This is a genomic window from Pseudomonas sp. CFBP 8758, from assembly GCF_014841725.1.
Taxonomy (GTDB): domain Bacteria; phylum Pseudomonadota; class Gammaproteobacteria; order Pseudomonadales; family Pseudomonadaceae; genus Aquipseudomonas; species Aquipseudomonas baltica.
On sequence record NZ_JACYUK010000008.1, the window covers coordinates 57,629 to 75,700 of the forward strand.

17 protein-coding genes are annotated in these 18,072 nt (G+C 62.3%); 13 read left to right on the top strand and 4 right to left on the bottom strand.

Annotated elements, in window-relative coordinates; all coding sequences use genetic code 11:
* Positions 1 to 24: 24 nt before the first annotated feature.
* The 3 genes from IFT75_RS17890 to IFT75_RS17900 all read left to right on the top strand — a co-directional run bounded on the left by IFT75_RS17890 (position 25) and on the right by IFT75_RS17900 (position 2,083).
* Positions 25 to 429 (top strand): antitoxin Xre-like helix-turn-helix domain-containing protein, encoded by a 405-nt coding sequence (locus IFT75_RS17890; protein ID WP_122715433.1) that lies wholly within the window; start codon positions 25 to 27, stop codon positions 427 to 429.
* A complete protein-coding gene (locus IFT75_RS17895) occupies positions 423 to 1,115 on the top strand; it encodes an RES family NAD+ phosphorylase (protein WP_122477964.1) in 693 nt (230 codons plus the stop codon). The genes IFT75_RS17890 and IFT75_RS17895 overlap by 7 nt, the downstream gene beginning before the upstream one ends.
* A 98-nt stretch (positions 1,116 to 1,213) precedes the next feature.
* Positions 1,214 to 2,083, top strand: coding sequence for an EthD domain-containing protein (locus IFT75_RS17900; protein ID WP_192055969.1), 870 nt, complete (start codon positions 1,214 to 1,216; stop codon positions 2,081 to 2,083).
* A gap of 92 nt (positions 2,084 to 2,175) precedes the next feature.
* Here IFT75_RS17900 and IFT75_RS17905 read toward each other — a convergent pair whose 3' ends face one another.
* A complete protein-coding gene (locus IFT75_RS17905) occupies positions 2,176 to 4,584 on the bottom strand; it encodes a DUF3772 domain-containing protein (protein ID WP_185793301.1) in 2,409 nt (802 codons plus the stop codon).
* A 237-nt stretch (positions 4,585 to 4,821) separates the two neighbouring features.
* Between IFT75_RS17905 and pstS the strand changes: the two genes are divergently transcribed.
* The 6 genes from pstS to IFT75_RS17935 all read left to right on the top strand — a co-directional run bounded on the left by pstS (position 4,822) and on the right by IFT75_RS17935 (position 10,019).
* Positions 4,822 to 5,853: a phosphate ABC transporter substrate-binding protein PstS gene (gene pstS, locus IFT75_RS17910; protein ID WP_122477972.1), complete on the top strand. Its 1,032-nt coding sequence runs from the start codon at positions 4,822 to 4,824 to the stop codon at positions 5,851 to 5,853.
* A 76-nt stretch (positions 5,854 to 5,929) separates the two neighbouring features.
* Positions 5,930 to 6,895 (top strand): phosphate ABC transporter permease subunit PstC, encoded by a 966-nt coding sequence (gene pstC, locus IFT75_RS17915; protein ID WP_122477973.1) that lies wholly within the window; start codon positions 5,930 to 5,932, stop codon positions 6,893 to 6,895.
* Entirely contained in the window at positions 6,895 to 7,788 is an 894-nt protein-coding gene (gene pstA / locus IFT75_RS17920; RefSeq protein ID WP_122797515.1) for a phosphate ABC transporter permease PstA, read from the top strand. The genes pstC and pstA overlap by 1 nt, the downstream gene beginning before the upstream one ends.
* Before the next feature lie 76 nt (positions 7,789 to 7,864).
* A complete protein-coding gene (gene pstB, locus IFT75_RS17925; protein WP_010210300.1) occupies positions 7,865 to 8,626 on the top strand; it encodes a phosphate ABC transporter ATP-binding protein PstB in 762 nt (253 codons plus the stop codon).
* 44 nt (positions 8,627 to 8,670) lie between these two features.
* Positions 8,671 to 9,372, top strand: coding sequence for a hypothetical protein (locus IFT75_RS17930; RefSeq protein WP_185793303.1), 702 nt, complete (start codon positions 8,671 to 8,673; stop codon positions 9,370 to 9,372).
* Positions 9,373 to 9,464: 92 nt separating this feature from the next.
* Positions 9,465 to 10,019, top strand: coding sequence for a hypothetical protein (locus IFT75_RS17935; protein WP_240998767.1), 555 nt, complete (start codon positions 9,465 to 9,467; stop codon positions 10,017 to 10,019).
* A 1-nt stretch (position 10,020) separates the two neighbouring features.
* Here IFT75_RS17935 and IFT75_RS17940 read toward each other — a convergent pair whose 3' ends face one another.
* Complete coding sequence (locus IFT75_RS17940; RefSeq protein ID WP_192055971.1) at positions 10,021 to 11,988, bottom strand: sigma 54-interacting transcriptional regulator; 1,968 nt, start codon at positions 11,986 to 11,988, stop codon at positions 10,021 to 10,023.
* Between the two features lie 229 nt (positions 11,989 to 12,217).
* Between IFT75_RS17940 and IFT75_RS17945 the strand changes: the two genes are divergently transcribed.
* The 4 genes from IFT75_RS17945 to IFT75_RS17960 all read left to right on the top strand — a co-directional run bounded on the left by IFT75_RS17945 (position 12,218) and on the right by IFT75_RS17960 (position 15,867).
* Entirely contained in the window at positions 12,218 to 13,099 is an 882-nt protein-coding gene (locus IFT75_RS17945) for a DUF1932 domain-containing protein (protein WP_192055973.1), read from the top strand.
* Between the two features lie 10 nt (positions 13,100 to 13,109).
* Entirely contained in the window at positions 13,110 to 13,814 is a 705-nt protein-coding gene (locus IFT75_RS17950; RefSeq protein WP_192055975.1) for an RraA family protein, read from the top strand.
* An 84-nt stretch (positions 13,815 to 13,898) separates the two neighbouring features.
* On the top strand, positions 13,899 to 15,260 hold the full coding sequence (locus IFT75_RS17955; RefSeq protein WP_192055976.1) for a CitMHS family transporter: 1,362 nt from the start codon (positions 13,899 to 13,901) through the stop codon (positions 15,258 to 15,260).
* A gap of 214 nt (positions 15,261 to 15,474) precedes the next feature.
* Positions 15,475 to 15,867, top strand: a complete 393-nt coding sequence (locus IFT75_RS17960) for a VOC family protein (RefSeq protein WP_192055978.1) — start codon at positions 15,475 to 15,477, stop codon at positions 15,865 to 15,867.
* 199 nt (positions 15,868 to 16,066) lie between these two features.
* Here IFT75_RS17960 and IFT75_RS17965 read toward each other — a convergent pair whose 3' ends face one another.
* Positions 16,067 to 16,963: a carbohydrate kinase family protein gene (locus IFT75_RS17965; protein WP_192055980.1), complete on the bottom strand. Its 897-nt coding sequence runs from the start codon at positions 16,961 to 16,963 to the stop codon at positions 16,067 to 16,069.
* 23 nt (positions 16,964 to 16,986) lie between these two features.
* Positions 16,987 to 17,883, bottom strand: a complete 897-nt coding sequence (locus IFT75_RS17970) for an AraC family transcriptional regulator (RefSeq protein ID WP_192055982.1) — start codon at positions 17,881 to 17,883, stop codon at positions 16,987 to 16,989.
* Between the last annotated feature and the right edge of the window lie 189 nt (positions 17,884 to 18,072).

Here is an 18,072-nt window from a genome sequence, read left to right on the forward strand (position 1 = left end):
AGATCGGAAAAAAAGGGCCTGACCATGACTGCCTCGCTGCAAACCGCCGAGTTCACCCGCGACCAATGCGTGGCGGGTCTGCGCACCGCCTTGCGCATTCTGGACAAATGGAATGCGTCGGGCGAGCAGGCCTGCAAGATCCTGCGCATCTCGCGCAGCACCTATAGCCGTGGCCGGCAGGGCGATGCCCAATGGTCGGTGAGCCTGGACATGGACCAGATGCATCGCATCAGCTTCGTTCTGAACATTCACGCGGCCTTGCGCACGATCTTCGATAACCCGGAAAACGTTTATGGCTTTGCCAACATGGAGAACGCCAACGCTTTCTTTAACGGCCGCAAACCGCTCGAGGTGATGGCCCAGGGCGATTTCATCTCACTCTACGAAACCTTTCGTCGAGTGGACGCCTTGCGTGGCGCGCAATGGTGACGGCCGCTCGATTGCCTGCCGTGGCCGGTGCTGCCGTGCAGGCTTATCGCCTGGTGAATTCGCGGTTTCCGCCCATCGCGCTGTTCGACGATGTCGCCGATGCCGATGAGTTCGACATGCTCTATCGACTCCAGGCGCTGACCAATCCCAGGCTGCAGAACGAGGTCGGCGCGCTGCAGCTGATCCCCCTGGATCAGATTCCATTCGGCATCGTGGGTTGTTCCTACGCGACGGCGCCGTTCACCCATGTGAATGCCGATGGCTCGCGCTTCAGTGATGGCAGCTATGGGGTGCTGTACCTGGCCGATACGGTGGAGACGGCGATTGCCGAAGTGCACCACCATCAAAACCGCTACTGGGCAAAGGTGGCCGGCTTGAACTACGAGCGTTTCGTCTTCCGCAGCCTGGTCTGCGCTTTCAATGATGCCGCTTGCCGCGATGCCACCGGGCTGTCGTTGCAAGACCCGGTCTACGCCCCGGACGACTACAGCGCCGCCAATGCGCTGGGTGCGCACGTTCGGCAACTGGGCGCCACGGGCTTGCTCTACCACTCGGTACGCTCGCCGGGCAACCATTGCTGGGCATTGATGACGCCCAGGCCTGTTGCCTCGATCATTCAGGCGGGGCACTACGAAATGATCTGGAACGGCGGGATCACCAGCGTCAACCGGATTTCCAATCCCTAGCGGCGTACCGTTCGCCCGTCATTGCACCCAGTCAGGTTGAACCCGTGCAGCGTCACCGGGCTCTGAACAGACACTGTTTTCAATCCCACGGGTGCCCCATGATCCAAATCAACAGCTACACCACCGTCAAACGTCGACCACGGGTACCGCACGACATATTCGCCCACTACTGGCGCGACGTGCATGGTCCGCTGTGCGCACGGCTGCCGGGATTGGGCCTGTACATCCAGCACCATCTTTCCCGCGAGCAGGATGCCCATCTGTGGCCGCTGGCCGAAGGTATCCAGGAAATCAGCGACTACGAGCTCGACGGCGGGGTAGAGATCGGTTTCCTCTCTGCGGCTGACCAGAAGCAGTTCCAGGACGCCAGCTCGTTGTTGTTCAGCGACGAACAGAACATGTTCGAGGAAACCCTGGCCTATGATCTGCCCGAAGGCTCGATCAATCTGGTCAACCGCACCGGCGACGAAGTCATGAATGGCCTGGATCAGGCCGATCGCATTCACCTGCACCTGAGCCCGCGCGGCACCCTGGAAAGCCTGCATCAGTACCTGCGCGACGAACTGGGCCCGCTGCTGGCAGCCAGCGATGCGGTACTCAAGGTGCGCCTGCACCCGTGTGCGCCCTTCGCGAACGATGGCATGCACCCACCGGCCCCGGATGTGGCGCACAAGGCGACACCGGTGCGGGAACAGCTGGCCGTGCTGGAGATCGCGTTCCTCAGCCCGCTGGCGCGCCGACAGTTTTTCCAGAGTGACGAGTTCCAGCAATCGCAGGCCGAGCAGGCTCGGCATATTGCCCAGCTCAAGGCGTTCGCGGTGTCCGGGGTGTACACGTACGTGCATGACGGCAAGATCACCACCGCAGGCCTGCGTGGCAGCCGTGCGGCGGAATTGATCGATTACCTGGGTGCTACCAACCAGCTGACTGCGGATGTGAGCGCGTTGTTCGTGCAGCATTCGAGCTGATACGCCGAACCCCGGATGTACAAACGCTCCCCCTCGGCCACATGCCGAGGAGGAGCGTTTTTTTTGCCTTGCTGTCCACTACCCGGTGACGATCAGCTGATCGAGCCATTCTCCGGCGCCGGGCTGGCTTCGCCTTTTTCGTTGATCAGCAGCATGCTCTGTGGCGCCGAAAGCGCTACGCCCATGGTGCGCAGGCGGTCGAGGATGGTGAACAGCAGGTCACTGCGCGCGGTTCCCACCGAACGCGGGCTGTTGACGAAGCCGCTGACGCTGATCAGCAGGCCGGCGCTGGTCAGGTCCTTGAAGGTTACCGACGGTGCCGGCTCGGCCAGGACCGCTTCATGCTCGGCGTAGGCGGTCATCAGCAGCTCGCGGATCTTCAGCACGTCGGTGTCCAGTGGCAGGGTGAGGGTGATGCCCACCACGCCCAACGCGTTGCCCATGGTCACGTTGCGCACGTTCTGGGTAATGAATTGCGAGTTGGGAACGATCACCGTCGAACGGTCGCCCATCTGGATTTCCGTGGCGCGCACGTTGATGCGGCGGATATCCCCCTCCACGCCAGCCAGGCTGACCCAGTCGCCGACCTTGACCGGCCGCTCGGTGAGCAGGATCAATCCGGAGATGAAGTTCTGCACGATTGCCTGCAGGCCAAAGCCGATACCGACCGACAGCGCGCTGACCACCCAGGTCAGGTTGGTCAGGCTGATGCGCAGCGTCGACAGCACTGCGATGCCCAACAGCACGAAGCCGATGTAGCCGACCAGGGTCACCAGCGAGGCGCGCATGCCGGCGTCCATGTTGGTTTCCGGCAGCAGCCGATCCCCCAGCCAGTTCTTCAGGACGCGGATACTGAACAGGCCGCCAACCAGCAGCAGCACCGCAATCAGGATATCGCCCGGCACGATGTTGAAGGCGCCGAGGGATTTGCTGCCCACGTCCAGCCGGGCGAAGCTGGCCAGCAGTTCGCTGGGGTTCGATCCCGACGGCATGAAGGCCAGAATCAGCGCAACGCACAGCAGCAAGGTTCGGCCCACGCCGGCCAGCAGGGTACTGGCCTGGGCCTGATGCCGTGGCGACAGCCCGAGCATGGCGCCCAGGGCCTGGCCGCCGGACTGCTTGGGCGAGAGCAGGGTTTCGCAGATGTCGACGAAGAACACCGTCAGCAGGTACGCGGTCGAGGTGACCAGGCTGATCCACAGCAGCTTGACGGTCAGCACGTAGGCCAGCGTCAGGTAGCCGCTCAGCAGCCCGAGCACGATGATGCCGATCCACACCGAGAGGATGAACGGAATCAGGCCGACGAAGCCTGCGGTGCGCTCGAGGGTGAAGCGGCGACGCGTTTGGCGCACACGCACCAGGCCGTAGACGAAGATCGACGCTACCAGCAGCGCGGTCAGGCCGTTGACCGCAACCGACAGTGCCAGGCTGCTGGCGATCACGCTGTTGATCCGTTCGAAGGTGCCGGTGAACATCAATGCCAGGGCGAGCACGGCTGGCAGGTTGCCAATGGCGCTGGCGATCGGGTCGGGAATGTTGGGCAGGCGCCAGGACGGGTTGGGCAGCATCAGCAGGGCGCGGCCCATGCCGACGATGAAGGCGCAGAACAGGATCAGTGTCTGCACCTGTTCGATCAGGTTCAACACATTGGCGCTGGGTTGCGAATGGCTGACGATGCCCCACTGCAGCAGCGAGGTCGCCGCGCTGATGGTCAGCACCGTGGTCAGCCCGGTGGCCATGGCCAGCGTACTGCGGCGCAACCGACCTTCGGGGAACCAGCGAATCATGGCCCGCACCAGCAGTCGCTCGATCAGCCGTCGGGCCACCACCCATATCAGCAGGGCGCCCAGCACAATCGTGATGAACGTGCCGCGCGAGCCGGGTGCCAGGGCGCTGTCGAAGACTTGAGAGACGTCCTGCCAGAGGCTGCCCAGCTTTCTGACGTCGTCATCGGTGGGCTGGATCAGGCTGGACCAGAACGCGGAGCTCAAGGGGCTGGCGGACCGGGTGCTGATCTGGGTGTCCAGCAGGTTGCGCCGCAGGTTGAGGATCTGGATCGCCAGGTCACCGGCCGAGGTACTCAACGCCGTGGTATCGGCCTGGTCGGTGGTCAACGCCTTCTTCTGGTTGGTCAGCGTGCGGCGCTGGGCCGTCAGGGTCTGCGGCTCCTCCGGTTGCGCTGCGCCCAGCACGTTGAGCTGGTCATCCAGATGCCCCATGTCCACGCCCTGGCGAGCCAGCAACGCATCGGCCTGACGCTGCACCTGCAGCGCTGCCTGGCGCAGGCTGGCAAGCAGGTCATCGTTGGCGGCAGTCGAGACCTTCTGGCGAATCTGGTCGAGCTGGTCGCTGAGCTGTGCGGGTGTGGCCAGCACTTCGACCGGGGCGCTGGCGGTATTGGCCGGCGGTGCCGGGGCAGGCTCGGCATGGGCGGGCAGGGTGGCCCACAGGCACAGGGCCAGCAAGCCCATGCACCAACGGTTGATCATGGAATGCCGCATGTTCGGATTCTCTTTGAGCGGTTGCCAGCTCCGGCGAGCAACCAGGCGTAAAAATGATGGAGGCCTGAGCCATGGCAACAGGCATCGCCTGCGCTGGCGCCGGGCGAGGTTACAACAACTCGATGAGATTTACGCACGCGTCGTCCGCGAAAGAGTCACTGCCGGTCGTCGGATTCATCAAACCGTAACAAAAGCTGTGCACAGTTCCGTTGCCCTTTATCTCAGTGAGTTCCTTAGATGAAAAGTTTGATGAAGTCTGCCGCGCTCGCCGTTGCCGTTTCGCTCAGCGCCAGCTCCATGGCCTTCGCTGCCGAAAGCGTTCGGTTGACCGGCTCCGGCGCCAGCTTTCCGGCCCCGATCTACCTCACCTGGTTCAAGGACTTCAGCAAGAAAACCGCTGGCGTTACCGTTGACTACCAGTCCAAGGGTAGCGGTGCGGGCGTACAGGACTTTTTGAACAAGACCGTCGATTTCGCTGCCAGCGACTCGGCCATGAAAGATGAAGACATCGCCAAGGTTGCCGAAGGCGCGCAACTGCTGCCGATGACCGCGGGCGAAATCGTCCTGGCCTACAACCTGCCGGGCAGCCCCAAGGGCCTGAAACTGCCGCGTGAAGTCTACTCCAACATCTTCCTGGGCAAGATCACCAAGTGGAACGATCCGCAGATCGTCGCTGCCAACCCGGATCTGAAACTCACCGACATGCCGATCACCGTGGTCGTGCGCGCCGACTCCAGTGGCACCACCGCAGTGTTCACCAAGCACCTGGCAACCATCAACCCGGCGTTCAAGCAGACCCTGGGCGAGGGCAACACCGTCAACTGGCCTGCCAGTGACAAGTTCATCAAGTCGCCCAAGAACGACGGCGTTACCGCCACCGTTCGCCAGACCCCTGGCGCGATCGGCTACATCGAGTATGGCTTCGCCAAACTGGCCAAGGTCGACTTCGCCGAGCTGCAGAACAAGGCCGGCAAGTACGTGGTACCGAATGCCGAAAGCGGTGCCGAAGCCCTGGCTGCGGTGAAGATGCCGGAAAACCTGGTGGCCTGGCTGCCGGATCCAGAAGGTGAGAAGTCCTACCCGATCACCACCTACACCTGGATGATCTTCCGCAAGCAGAACGAAGATCCCGCCAAGGCCAAGGCCATGCGCGACATGATCGAGTACAGCCTGACCGAAGGCCAGAAGATCGCCGATTCGATGGGCTACATCCCGTTGCCGCCGTCGGTCGTCGAGCAGGTTCGCAAGGCCAGCGCCAACATCCAGTGACATGCGCAAGACCTCTCCCTTCCAGGCGTCGCCGCCGGGTCGGGCGGGGTCTACTTCCACACCCCGGAATTAATCAATGAACAGCCCTTTCGTTGTACCGGATAACCCGGACTCAGCCTGCCAGCCGCCTTCGACGAAGGACTTTCTGGTCGATCGCACGTTCCGTGCGCTTGCGCGCGTCGGTGTGGTGCTGATTCTGGCCGTGGTATTTGCCCTGGTATTCGAAGTAGGGCGCAAGGCACTGCCCGGCATGGAAAAACACGGCTTCGACGTGCTGTTCGGCACCGTGTGGGATGTCAACCAAGGCAAGTACGGCATTCTCCCGGCCATCTGGGGGACGCTGTACAGCGCCTTGATCGCCCTGGTCATCGCCGGTTTCTTCGGCATCAGCATGGCGATCTTCCTGACCCAGGATTTCCTGCCTGCCAAGCTGGCGGCGGTATTCCGCACAATCGTCGAACTGCTCGCGGCCATTCCAAGCGTCGTCTACGGCCTGTGGGGCATCTATGTAGTCATCCCGGCGATTCGCCCGCTGACCACCTGGCTGCACACCGAACTGAGCTGGATTCCCTTTTTCGGCACATCACTGAGCGGGCCCGGGCTGCTGCCAGCTGCGCTGGTGCTGGCCATCATGATTCTGCCGACCATCGCTGCGGTGTCCCAGGACGCCCTGACCGCCGTGCCGATGAAAACCAAGCAAGCCGCCTACGGCATGGGTACTACCCACTGGGAAGCGATCCTGAAGGTCATGGTGCCCTCGGCGGCAACCGGTATCTTCGGTTCGCTGGTACTGGGCCTGGGTCGAGCCCTGGGTGAGACCATGGCCCTGGCCATGCTGGTGGGCAACGCCAACAACATCTCGCTGTCGCTGTTCGCTCCGGCCAACACCCTGGCAGCGCTGTTGGCACTGAACTTCCCGGAGGCCGGGCCCAGCGAGATCGAAGTGCTGATGTACGCGGCACTGGTGTTGATGCTGATCACCCTGATCGTCAACCTCATCGGCTCCATGCTCATGGTCTACGCGCAACGGGGTAGCAAATAATGACAAGCCTGAGTACGCCTACCGCCGCGCTGCCCAGCCTGCAGCGCAAGTTCGAAGGTCGCGCCCTGCGCAGCCTGGTATTGACCACGCTGGTCTGGAGCGGCGCGCTGATTGCCAGCGTGCCGCTGCTGTCGGTGCTGTACATGTTGATCACCCGTGGCGGTGCGCGGCTGAGCCTGGAAGTGTTCACCGAGCTGCCACCGACCGGTTTCGAAACCGGCGGCGGCTTCGGTAATGCCATGGCCGGCACCTTCGTGATGGTCGGTATCGCGGCGGCGATCGCGGTACCTGTCGGCATCATGGCAGCGGTGTTCCTCGCCGAGCTTGGGCCCGACAGCAAACTGGCCAACGCCGCGCGGTTCGCGGCGAAGATGCTCACCGGCCTGCCGTCGATTCTGGCCGGGGTGTTCGCCTACGCGCTGGTGGTGATGACTACCGGTACCTATTCCGCGCCTGCGGGCGGGGTGGCCCTGGCCGTGCTGATGCTGCCGATCGTGGTGCTGACCGCCGAGGAGTCCATGAAGATGGTGCCCAAGGTGATGAAGGACGCCGCTTATGGCATGGGTTGCACGCGCTCGCAGGTGATCTGGAAGATCATCCTGCCCACCGGCATGCCGGCGATCCTCACCGGGGTCATGCTCGCCGTGGCACGGGCTGCGGGCGAAACCGCTCCGCTGTTGTTCACCGCGCTGTTCAGCAACTACTGGATCTACCACGAAGGCAGCCTGGCGGTCATGAACCCCACCGCGTCGCTGGCCGTGCTGATCTACAACTTTTCCGGCATGCCCTTCGACAACCAGTTGGAGCTCGCCTGGGCGGCCTCCCTCGTGTTGGTGATGATCGTGCTGTTTGTGAACATTGTCAGTCGTGTTTTCGGCAAGCCCAAGTTCTGAGAATGGGAGCACCTATATTGTGAGTGTACTATCCGTGCAAAAAGCCGTCCCGTTCGCGACCCAGGCACCTGTGGTCATGGACTGCAAGCTCGACAAGATCTTCTACGGCAACTTCATGGCCGTGCGCGACAGCCACGTACCGATCGAGAAGAACAAGATCACCGGCTTCATCGGTCCCTCGGGTTGCGGCAAGAGCACCGTGCTGCGCAGCCTGAACCGCATGAACGACCTGGTGAAGGGCTTCCGCTTCGAAGGCCACGTGCATTTTCTCGGCCAGGACGTGTATGGCAAGGGCGTGGATCCGGTGGTGGTGCGCCGTTATATCGGCATGGTCTTCCAGCAGCCCAACCCGTTTTCCATGAGCATTTTCGACAACGTCGCCTTCGGCCTGCGTCTGAACCGCTACAAGGGTGACCTGGGTGATCGGGTCAAGCATGCGCTGCAGGGAGCGGCGCTGTGGGACGAGGTCAAGGACAAGCTCAAGGTCAGCGGCCTGTCGCTGTCCGGCGGCCAGCAGCAACGCCTGTGCATCGCCCGCGCAATTGCCACGGAGCCTGAAGTGCTGCTGCTCGACGAACCCTGCTCGGCCCTCGATCCGATCGCCACGCGCCGCGTCGAAGAGCTGATGGTGGAGCTCAAGAAGGACTACACCATCGCGCTGGTAACCCATAACATGCAGCAGGCAATACGCGTCGCCGACACCACCGCGTTCTTTTCGGTGGACATTTCCCAGGGGACCCGCACCGGTTACCTGGTGGAGATGGGCCCGACCGCGCAGATCTTCGAGAACCCGCGCGAACAGATGACTGGCGACTACATCAGCGGCAAGTTCAGCTAGACAGCGGCAGGATGCCGTTTCACCCATCGAGTCCAGGAACATTCATGTCTGCAACGCGTCGTCTTGATCTGCCCGCCATCGAAGTAGCCCTGCGCGAAGTGCAGGGCCGCTTTGCCGAGCTCAGCGAGCACTTCACCGAGCAGCGTGATCCGTTGACGGACGAGGTGGTGGAGAACGTCCTGGCCGGCTATGCCCTGGTCGACGAATACGTGGCAGCAGGGGTTGATCTGTTCGACCTGCAACAGGTGAACCTGATGCTGGAAATCAATGCCACCGTGCTGTGCGGGCGTGATCCGGCGCGGCGTGTGGAGTTTGCCCAGCATCTGGCCGCCACCGAAGAGCATTTCTTCAACAACACCGAAGGTGGCATCAAGGATCTGTACAACTGGTACTGCACGTACCGCAGCGAGTCGGTGTGGAAGCGCGCCGCCGGCGTCTACGTGCGCATCCTCAGCAAGCCGCAGCTGTTCATCGAAGGCAACAATCGCACCGGTTCGCTGATCGTCAGCTATCTGCTGATCCGCGCCGGGCTTCCGCCTTTCGTGCTGTCGTTGGATAATGCGCAGGGTTATTTCAACCCTTCGTCGGTGATCCGCAACTCCGCCAAGCATGGCGTCAAGGCGCTCTACGAATTGCCCAAGATCAAGAAGAAATACGCCGCCTTCCTCGAAGAGCAGGCACCGGACCCGAAGAAGTTCTTCCTCAGCCACAAGCAGCTGGCCATGCACGAGGGCAGGGGCCGATGAACCAGACACACCGCGCTGACGGATGCGACCGCAGCGCTTCAACCCAAACGTCGCCCAATCCGATGTGGCAAGCGATCACAGGTCTCAATCCGATGAATCCGTTCAACCGTCCGCGCGTGCGTATCTCGTTCGACATCGACGACACCCTGGCCTGCCTGCCCCATCACAGCGAAGCCGAACAGAGCTGGCTGCCCGGCTTCGTGCACCGCTGGCTGGGCGAGCCGCTGCGCATCGGTACCCGCTCGCTGACGCGTGAACTGCGTCGTCAGGGCTGCAGCATCTGGGTGTATACCTCTTCCGGGCGCACACCGGCCTATATCAAGCGCTGGCTGTTGCTGCACGGTATCCGCGTGGACGGCGTGGTCAACAGCGAAGTCCATAGCCGCGCCCTGGCCAGCCATGGCATGAGCCTCTCGCCTTCGAAGTTTCCGCCGGCCTTCGACATCGATCTGCACGTCGACGACTCCGAGGGTGTGCAGAGCGAAGGCCACGAGCATGGTTTTCGCGTGGTCGTGGTGCGCCCGGATGACCAGAGCTGGACGCACCGCGTGCTCGAGGCGGTCGCCACGGTCCAGGCGCAGCTGGCGCGACAGCAGACGCTGCGCCACAAACAGCCGGTGGGGCAGGTTTCCCAAGCCTACTCCTGAGCTATTCCAGCGCCGCAACCTGGCGCTCGGCAGATGCATCCTGGGACCCGCACAGACGGGTCACCGCGAATGCATCCGGGTCCAGGTCCTGGTACTTCTTCATGCGCCGCCACAGCGTGGTGGTACTGATCTGCAACAAGCGGGCGGCCTGTTCGCGATTGCCCCGCACGCTGTGCAACGCCTCGAGCAGGACCTGCCGTTCGCTGCGGTTCAGCATTGGCGGCGCTTGAGGTAGAGGCTGGGCGGGCGAGGGCAGGTCTTCCAGCGCTTCTTCCACCCACGCTCCGGTCATTTCGCGGCCCTGGCCCATGACCGCCAGGCGCTCGACGATGTTGCCCAGCTGGCGAATGTTGCCTGGCCACTCATGCTCGCTAAGGCGCGCCAGCAGGGCTGCTCCAGGAACGGCGGCTGGCATGCCGAAGCTGGCCAGCAAGTGGGCCACCAGTTCGGGAATGTCCTGGCGACGTTCGCGCAGGGCAGGCAGCTGCAGCTTGAGTACGCAGATGCGGTAGAAGAAATCCTCGCGGAACAGCCCCTGCGCCACCAACTGCGGCAAGCGTTTGTTACTGGCCGTGATGATGCGAATGTCCACTGGCGTGACCTTGTCGTCGCCGATACGCACCACCTTGCGCTCCTGCAGCGTGCGCAACAGCTTGAGCTGGATTTCCGCCGAGGTTTCGCTGATCTCGTCGAGAAAGATCGTCCCGGTGTGGGCCAGCTCGAACACGCCGGCCTTGCCCTCGGTCAAGGCACCGGTGAACGCCCCCTTCACGTAGCCGAACAGTTCGCTCTCCAGCACGCCGGGGGCGAACGCCGCGCAGTTGATCGCCACGAACGGGCCATGGCGTCGCTTCGAGGCGTTGTGGATACCCTGGGCGAACAACTCCTTGCCGGTGCCGGTTTCGCCTTCGATCATCACCGTGCTGTCCACTGCGGCGAAGGTCTGCGCCAGGCGCTTGGCCTTGGCCAGTGCCGGGCTGCTGCCGATGATCGACGCGAAGGTATTCTCGGCCACGTGCTGGCGCGCCAGCTGACGGCGCATTTTCTGCTCGATGGCCTTGATTTCGGTCTGCTTCTGCAGGGTCGCGACGGCGCCGATCACCTGGTCGCCCAAGGTGATCGGCGCGATGCTCAAGGTCAGTGACAGGCGCCCCAGGTTGATCAAGGCACCGCGCACCGCCTCGCCCTTGTCCAGCACGCGGCCGAAGTAGTCCTGCGCGAGCAGGCCGGCCACATTGTCGCCACAGCGCACGCTGCCCAGGTAGTGGGTGGCGACGCTGTTCATGTTGGTGATCACGCCGTGGCTGTCGATGCTGAAGATGCCCTCGGAGACACAGTCGAGGATCGACCGGATCATCTCGTAGCGCCCCTGCAGCTCCAGACGCTTGTGCAGTCGTTCCTGCTCGATGCGCAGCAGATGCAGGGCTTCGTCGATGGCATCGAAGGCGGCGTCGACATCGGCATCGGACATGATGTAGTGCAGGCCGCGAGCTTTGACGGCCTGCTCCAGGGACAAGCCGCCGATAGCCACCTCGATACCCTGTTCCTGCAAGCGGTCCAGTTGCGCGTCGGTGCTTTGCGCGCTGCCGAAAGGGTCGATCGGGCAGATGGTCACCGCCGGCATGAACGGCCTTGCCTTCGCAAGGATCGCGGCATAGCCGTCGGAGGTGGCCAGGAAGGCGATGCGGTCCGACACCGCCAAGGCTTTGTGGTAGGCATTGATGCAGTCGAAGAACGTGTGGCGCACCTCCACGATCGGTACCTGAAAGTGCTCGCGCAGCACGCTGGCGGTCTTGCCACGGCTGATCAGGACGCTGGCACCTTCGTCGATCGCCCGTCGCGCCATCAGTACCGCCTGATGTTGCGCGGCTTCCACCACGGCCACGTGCAGTCCACGTTTCTCCAGCACCTGATTCATCACCGCGGTGAGGGTTGTGGAAGGAGAAATGACAGCCAGTTTGCCGAGCATGGAATCGCTCCTGGTGGATGGGCAGTTGTTGGAGCGTAGTCATTGCACGCTAAAGGCTGATGAAAGGTTTTGCAATGAAATGCAATCTTGCTGCAATGCAATCGTTAAACCGTTCTGGTGCTTTGTTGCTGCAAGTCATTGATTGCGAGGTGTAAAAGAGTTTTCTTCAGAAATTGGCACAGGCCTTGCTCCAGTCCCATCAATAACAATACAAACAAGGAACACGCTGATGGAACTGCTTTTCATCGGGTTTGGCGAAGCGGCCTACCACCTTGCCACCGGCTTGCGCACTCAGGGCGATCTGCAGATTGGCGCCTTCGATGCCCAGGCAGATGACCCCCAGCGCGGCGCGCCGATCCGCCAGCGCGCCGAGCGCACTCGCGTCACACTCTTCGATTCGCTGGAAAGCGCCTGCCAGGGCGCCCGTTTCGTGGCCTGCCTGACCAGTGCCAGCAGCGCACTGGCCGTGGCCGAGCGCGTGTTGCCGCTGCTGGTGGCCGGGCAGACCTATGTCGACATGAACTCGGCCGCGCCCACCGTCAAGCAAGTCATCGCCGCGCTGCCCAGGGCCCCCGGCGTGGCCTTCTGCGACGCTGCAGTGATGGGCACGGTGCCTGGCAACAACCACCGTGTACCCATGCTGCTGGCCGGCGACGGTGCACGTGCGTTCGCCGACGCGTTCAATCCTTATGGCATGCGCCTGACCGTGCTCGACGCCGAGGCCGGCGCCGCGTCGGCGATCAAGATGCTTAAAAGCGTGGTGATGAAAGGCCTGCCGCAACTGCTGCTCGAAGCCTTCCAGGCAGGGGAGAAGTTCGGAGTGCTCGACACGCTGGTCGATTCCCTCGGCGAATCGCTCAACGGCAAGACCGTCGAGCAACTGGCCAACACCTTCACTGCGCGCACGCTGATCCACGCCAAACGGCGCAGCGCCGAGATGGACGACGTGGTCACCACCCTCGAAGACGCCGGGGTCGACGCCACCATGTCCAGGGCCAGCCACCAGCAGCTGGAAAAGCTCGCCGCCACCGACTGGCAAACCCTGCTGGGCGCCGATGGCAGCGATCTCGGTTACCGCGACGCCATTCGCCAGCTGGTCAAACACTCCTGAGGAAGACGCCATGAATACCGAACACTACCTGCCCCTGCCCGAGCTGATTCCCCAGGACCTGCTCGACCGATTCCGCAAGCTCAGCCCCGCACAGCTGTGCGATGGCATGACCAAGCTCGGCATTGCCCGCAACGGCGCCATGGACGCCGATCTGATGCCGCTGGACGACCGCAAGGTCATGCTCGGCACCGCCTACACCGTGGACACCGAAGATGGCGACAACTTTCCGATCCACGTGGCGGTGTACCAAGGGCAGCCTGGCTATGTTCTGGTGGTCGCTGGCAAGGGTTATCCCGGGCGTGCGTACATCGGTGACCTGATGGCGGGGGCGGCGCAGGCCGTTGGCCTTGCCGGGCTGGTCATTGATGGTTGCGTGCGTGACAAGCTGCCGCTGGCCGAGCTCGACATTCCTGTGTATGCCAAGGGTTTCATGCAGCGCAGCCCCGGCAAGCAGGGGCCAGGCAAGATCAACACCACCGTCACCTGTGCCGGTGTGGAGGTGGCCGCCGGTGACCTGGTGTTCGGTGACTACGACGGTGTCACCGTGGTACCCCGTGCGCGGCTGCTGGAAGTGCTGGAAGCGTCGGAAAAGAAAGGCATCTATGAAGAACAGCGTCGCGAGGTGATCGACCAGTACGTCCGCTGCCGCGACAACGGCGAGCCACTGCCTGAGCTGGCCCCTGATTGGGTGACCCAGTTGTTGCAGGGCCGGTAGGGCCCCGCAGGCTCGGTGGCCAAGACCGAGCCTGCGCAACAGACGCTGCCTCTCTCGATAAAAATAATATGTGGAGACGTTCGGATGCTGACGATTCTGGGCTATACGTTGATCACCTCGTTCCTGCTGCTGGTGATCAAGCAAAAACTTTCGCCCTTTACCGGCCTGATCGTGGTTTCGCTGGCGGTCGGCGTGCTGGTCTGCCTGCTCAGCGGCGTGCCGCTGGACATGATCATCAAGTGGATCAAGGAAGGCCTGTTCTATTCCCAGGGAGCGGACGGCAAGATCTCCCTGGGAACGGTGAACCCCACGGTGATGATTCTTTTCGCGGTGCTGTACTTCAGCCTGATGATGAACGTGGGGCTGTTCGATCCGTTGTGTACCTACCTGATCCGCAAGGCCAACGGCGACCCGCTGAAGATCATTCTGGTGACCGCGTTCACCTCGTCGGTAGTGACCCTGGATGGCGACGGCACCACCACCATCCTGATCATCACCACCGCCTTTCTGCCCTTGTACAAACAGATGGGTATGAAGCTGTCCAACCTGGCCATGCTGATCATCCTGCCTTGCGGGCTGGGCAATTGCCTGCCGTGGGGCGGGCCACTGGCGCGCGCAGCCGCGGTGCTCAACCTTGAGGTGAACACGCTGTTCGTGGCGATCCTGCCGATTCTCGGGGTGTCGTTCATTTATGTGTTCGGCATGGCGTACCTGATGGGCGTCAAGGAGCGCAAGCGCCTGGGCTTCGTCGCCGGCGAGAAAGTCATCGTTACCCCGCAACAGATTGCCGACATGGTCACGGTCATCGAAGACCACGACAAAGAGCTCAAACGGCCCAAGCTGTTTCTCTTCAACCTGGCGTTGACGGTGGGCATGCTGGTGATCCTGATCGCCGGCTGGGCCAGTGGCGCGGTGGTGTTCATGTTGGGCACGGCGCTGGCGCTGACCGTCAATTACACCGCGGTGGAACAGCGTGAGCGGATCACTGCCAATGGCGGCGATGCGGTGGCGGTGGCGTCGATCATTCTGGCGGCAGGGTGCTTTCTTGGGATCTTCAACGGCAGCGGGATGGCCGCTGCGGTGGCCGAGCACATGGCCAGCCTGATTCCCGAATCGATGGGCAGCCATACGGCGTTGATCTTTGCGTTCCTCGGCGCGCTGGCCTGCTATGCGTTGCCGGTGGACGCCTATTACTTCGGCATCCTGCCGGTGGTTGCGCCCATTGCCTACAGCTTCGGCATCACGCCCACTGAAATCGGCGTCGCCTCGTTCATGGGCCAGGCGCTGCGCTACGCCAGCCCTACGGTGGCCTGGCTGTTCCTGCTGATGAACCGCACCGAAATGACCTTCGGCGAATACCAGAAGGAGTTCTTCAAGTGGTCGTTGCCGATGTTCGGGATCTTCCTGGTCACGGCCATCGTCACCGGTCAATTGCCAATCGGTTGAGGCTGCCCATGGACGTTCACCGCGCCGCCGGTGAACGTCGATTAAACGGCTGTGGCGGGCGATGGTCTATTGGTAGACATCAAGTGCAGGGATGTAACCTGCGCACTGACTTTGCACGGGTTCAACGCGTTCGGCATGATTGATCAATCGCGGGCCAGCGTAGCGCGATGCGCTGGATCGTTGAGTCAGGTACCGTAAATGAAAAGGGCCCTAGATGATCGATCACCTTGACCACATCGTCCTCACTACCATCGATCTGGAGGCCTGCAAGGGTTTCTACATCGACGTGCTGGGCATGCGACTGGAAAGCTTTGGGGAAGGGCGCGTGGCGTTTGTCTTCGGCCATCAGAAAATCAACGTGCATGTGCGGGGGCATGAGTTCGAGCCCAAGGCGCACTTGCCTGTGCCCGGTGCACTGGACCTGTGTTTCATCGCCAGTTGCAGCCTGGAGCAGGTGATCGAACGGCTTGAGGGTCATCCGTGGCCCATCCTCGAAGGGCCGGTCAAGCGCACCGGTGCCACCGGCCCCATTCGCTCGGTGTACGTCCGCGATCCAGACCTGAACCTCGTCGAGATATCCGAATACCTTCCAGCGCCTTCAGCCTGATATACCGCGCCGGCCTTTTCGCGGCCACAGACCGCTCCTACATGCACACCGCGCATGTCCCCTGTGGGCATGCCTCCTTGTAGGAGCGGTCATGGACCGCGAAGGGCGCACCTCAATTACCCTGACACACCACGCTGCCCTCCTGTAGGAGCGGCCCGTGGCCGCGAAGCGCGCACCCCGGTCTACCTGACACACCGCTTCAACGCGACAGCAGCTGCTCAACTTCTGCGCGGCTGGGCGCATAGGCCCCGGCATTGGTGCAGGACACCGAGGCACAAGCCGCAGCAAACGCCAGCCGGGCTTGGGGGGCTTCGATACCCAGCAAGCTCGACGCCAGCCAGCCGGCCATGCTCGCGTCGCCGGCGCCAACGGTGTCGGCTACTTCGACGGCGATTGCCGCCTGTTCGACCTTGCCGTCGAGCGTAAACAACACCATGCCCTCGGCGCCGCGGGTAAACAGAACCTGTGCCCCTTCATTCATCTCGCGCAACTGCTGCAGGGCCTGCTCTTCGCTCAAGCCAGGATAGATCTGCCGCAGATCCTCATCCGACAGCTTGATGATGTCCGCCAGTGCGACCATCGCGGGGAACGTCACCTCGCGGTATCGAGCATCCATCAGGTTGCGCCAGTTGGGGTCATAGCTGATCAGCTTGCCGTGCTGCTTCACCTGCCGAGCGACCTCGACCAGCCTGTCACCCAGCGGTTGTCGGGCCAGGCTGATGCAGCTGAAATGACACAATTGCGCAGCCGCCAGCCACCCCGAGGGCAACAGCAGCACATCGAAATGCAGATCGGCCTCACCGGCGAAAAAATAGCGGGGAGGGTGGCTGGACGGCACGACCGCCACCAGCGGATCGGCCTCGACGCGCTGCAGGTAACGCAGGTCCAGCCCGGCAGCTTCGGACTGTCGGTACAGCTCATCGCCCAGCGAATCGGTACTGATCGACCCCGCGAACGCCGTCGGTACCCCCAATCGGCTCATCGCCCGCGCCACGTTCCACGGCGCGCCGCCCGGATAGCCTTGCCAGCGACCGGGCGTGGTCTGGACCAGATCGGTGAGTGCTTCACCGAACACCACCACTGAAGGTAACTGCATGTCGATTCTTGCTCCTGTATGGGTCAGACGGCTGTAAGACGTCGATACTCGCTGGGCGTCTGCTGCATCTCGTGGCGAAAGTGCCGGTTGAAGTTGGACAAGTTCTCGTAGCCGACTTCGAAGCAGATATCGGCCACCGATCGCTGGGTCTGGGCGAGCAGCCTGCAGGCTCGCTGGACCCGTAGCTTGCGCATAAGGTCGATGAAACCATGGCCGGTCATGCGTTTGAAAAAACGCGAGAAACCCGCCTCGCTCATGCCCAGCTGCGCGGCGATCACCGACATGCGTACCTCGGCAGTCAGTTGCCGGGTGAGGTAGTCGAACGCCTGATTGATACGCTGTGTGCTGTATTCGTCGAGGGACGGGGAATAACAGGCGCTGGCCAGAACGCGGAATTCACTGGGAGGCGCGTTTGCCAAGGTATCGATGAGCTGCAGGAACAGCGTCAGGCGCCTGAGGCCATTCGCTTGCCCTATACGTTCCAGCAGGACCGCTGCCTCGACCGCTGTCGCCGCGTGAAACTCGATTCCGCGCTGAGCTCGGTCGAACAGGCCTTTGAGCTCCGCCAGTTCGGGCCACACACTACGACACTCCAGCAGCGTGGTGCCGTCGAACTGCAGTACAACGTCGCGAGCGACCAACCGTTCAGCCGTTGCCAGATCGCCCATCCAGTCGTGGGGCAAACCGGGGCCGATCAGTGCGACGTGACCGGGTCCGAAGGGGCCGATGTAATCACCTGCCACTAGCTTGCCGCTGCCTTGCCGGATCAAATGAATTTCGAACTCGGGATGATGGTTCCAGCGTGCCAGGGAATAGGGGTAGTCATGCTCGTACCAGCGAAAGGTCTGGTCTGGTCGTGCCAGGATCACTTCCAGATCTGGCTGACGGTACTCGAACACAGTGGCGCGGTCATCAGGCATCGAGTGCCCCTTTTATCGTTGTTTTTTTCATGATTCTGCAGGTCGACGGGTTCAACCATACTCTGAAATCCCGCTCCATCGGTAGCCCGTCAATGACAGCGTTCCGATACTTTTTTGCCTCGAAACCCAACGGTGCAAAAGATCAAAAAAGTACCGATCGCCCATTCGCCGTTCGTTTGAGTACAGATC

Bases quoted from the DNA above. Each gene is read 5' to 3' on its own strand.
- IFT75_RS17890 (WP_122715433.1), top strand. From the start codon at position 25: ATGACTGCCTCGCTGCAAACCGCCGAGTTCACCCGCGACCAATGCGTG.
- IFT75_RS17895 (WP_122477964.1), top strand. From the start codon at position 423: ATGGTGACGGCCGCTCGATTGCCTGCCGTGGCCGGTGCTGCCGTGCAG.
- IFT75_RS17900 (WP_192055969.1), top strand. From the start codon at position 1,214: ATGATCCAAATCAACAGCTACACCACCGTCAAACGTCGACCACGGGTA.
- IFT75_RS17905 (WP_185793301.1), bottom strand. From the start codon at position 4,584: ATGCGGCATTCCATGATCAACCGTTGGTGCATGGGCTTGCTGGCCCTG.
- pstS (WP_122477972.1), top strand. From the start codon at position 4,822: ATGAAAAGTTTGATGAAGTCTGCCGCGCTCGCCGTTGCCGTTTCGCTC.
- pstC (WP_122477973.1), top strand. From the start codon at position 5,930: ATGAACAGCCCTTTCGTTGTACCGGATAACCCGGACTCAGCCTGCCAG.
- pstA (WP_122797515.1), top strand. From the start codon at position 6,895: ATGACAAGCCTGAGTACGCCTACCGCCGCGCTGCCCAGCCTGCAGCGC.
- pstB (WP_010210300.1), top strand. From the start codon at position 7,865: ATGGACTGCAAGCTCGACAAGATCTTCTACGGCAACTTCATGGCCGTG.
- IFT75_RS17930 (WP_185793303.1), top strand. From the start codon at position 8,671: ATGTCTGCAACGCGTCGTCTTGATCTGCCCGCCATCGAAGTAGCCCTG.
- IFT75_RS17935 (WP_240998767.1), top strand. From the start codon at position 9,465: ATGAATCCGTTCAACCGTCCGCGCGTGCGTATCTCGTTCGACATCGAC.
- IFT75_RS17940 (WP_192055971.1), bottom strand. From the start codon at position 11,988: ATGCTCGGCAAACTGGCTGTCATTTCTCCTTCCACAACCCTCACCGCG.
- IFT75_RS17945 (WP_192055973.1), top strand. From the start codon at position 12,218: ATGGAACTGCTTTTCATCGGGTTTGGCGAAGCGGCCTACCACCTTGCC.
- IFT75_RS17950 (WP_192055975.1), top strand. From the start codon at position 13,110: ATGAATACCGAACACTACCTGCCCCTGCCCGAGCTGATTCCCCAGGAC.
- IFT75_RS17955 (WP_192055976.1), top strand. From the start codon at position 13,899: ATGCTGACGATTCTGGGCTATACGTTGATCACCTCGTTCCTGCTGCTG.
- IFT75_RS17960 (WP_192055978.1), top strand. From the start codon at position 15,475: ATGATCGATCACCTTGACCACATCGTCCTCACTACCATCGATCTGGAG.
- IFT75_RS17965 (WP_192055980.1), bottom strand. From the start codon at position 16,963: ATGCAGTTACCTTCAGTGGTGGTGTTCGGTGAAGCACTCACCGATCTG.
- IFT75_RS17970 (WP_192055982.1), bottom strand. From the start codon at position 17,883: ATGCCTGATGACCGCGCCACTGTGTTCGAGTACCGTCAGCCAGATCTG.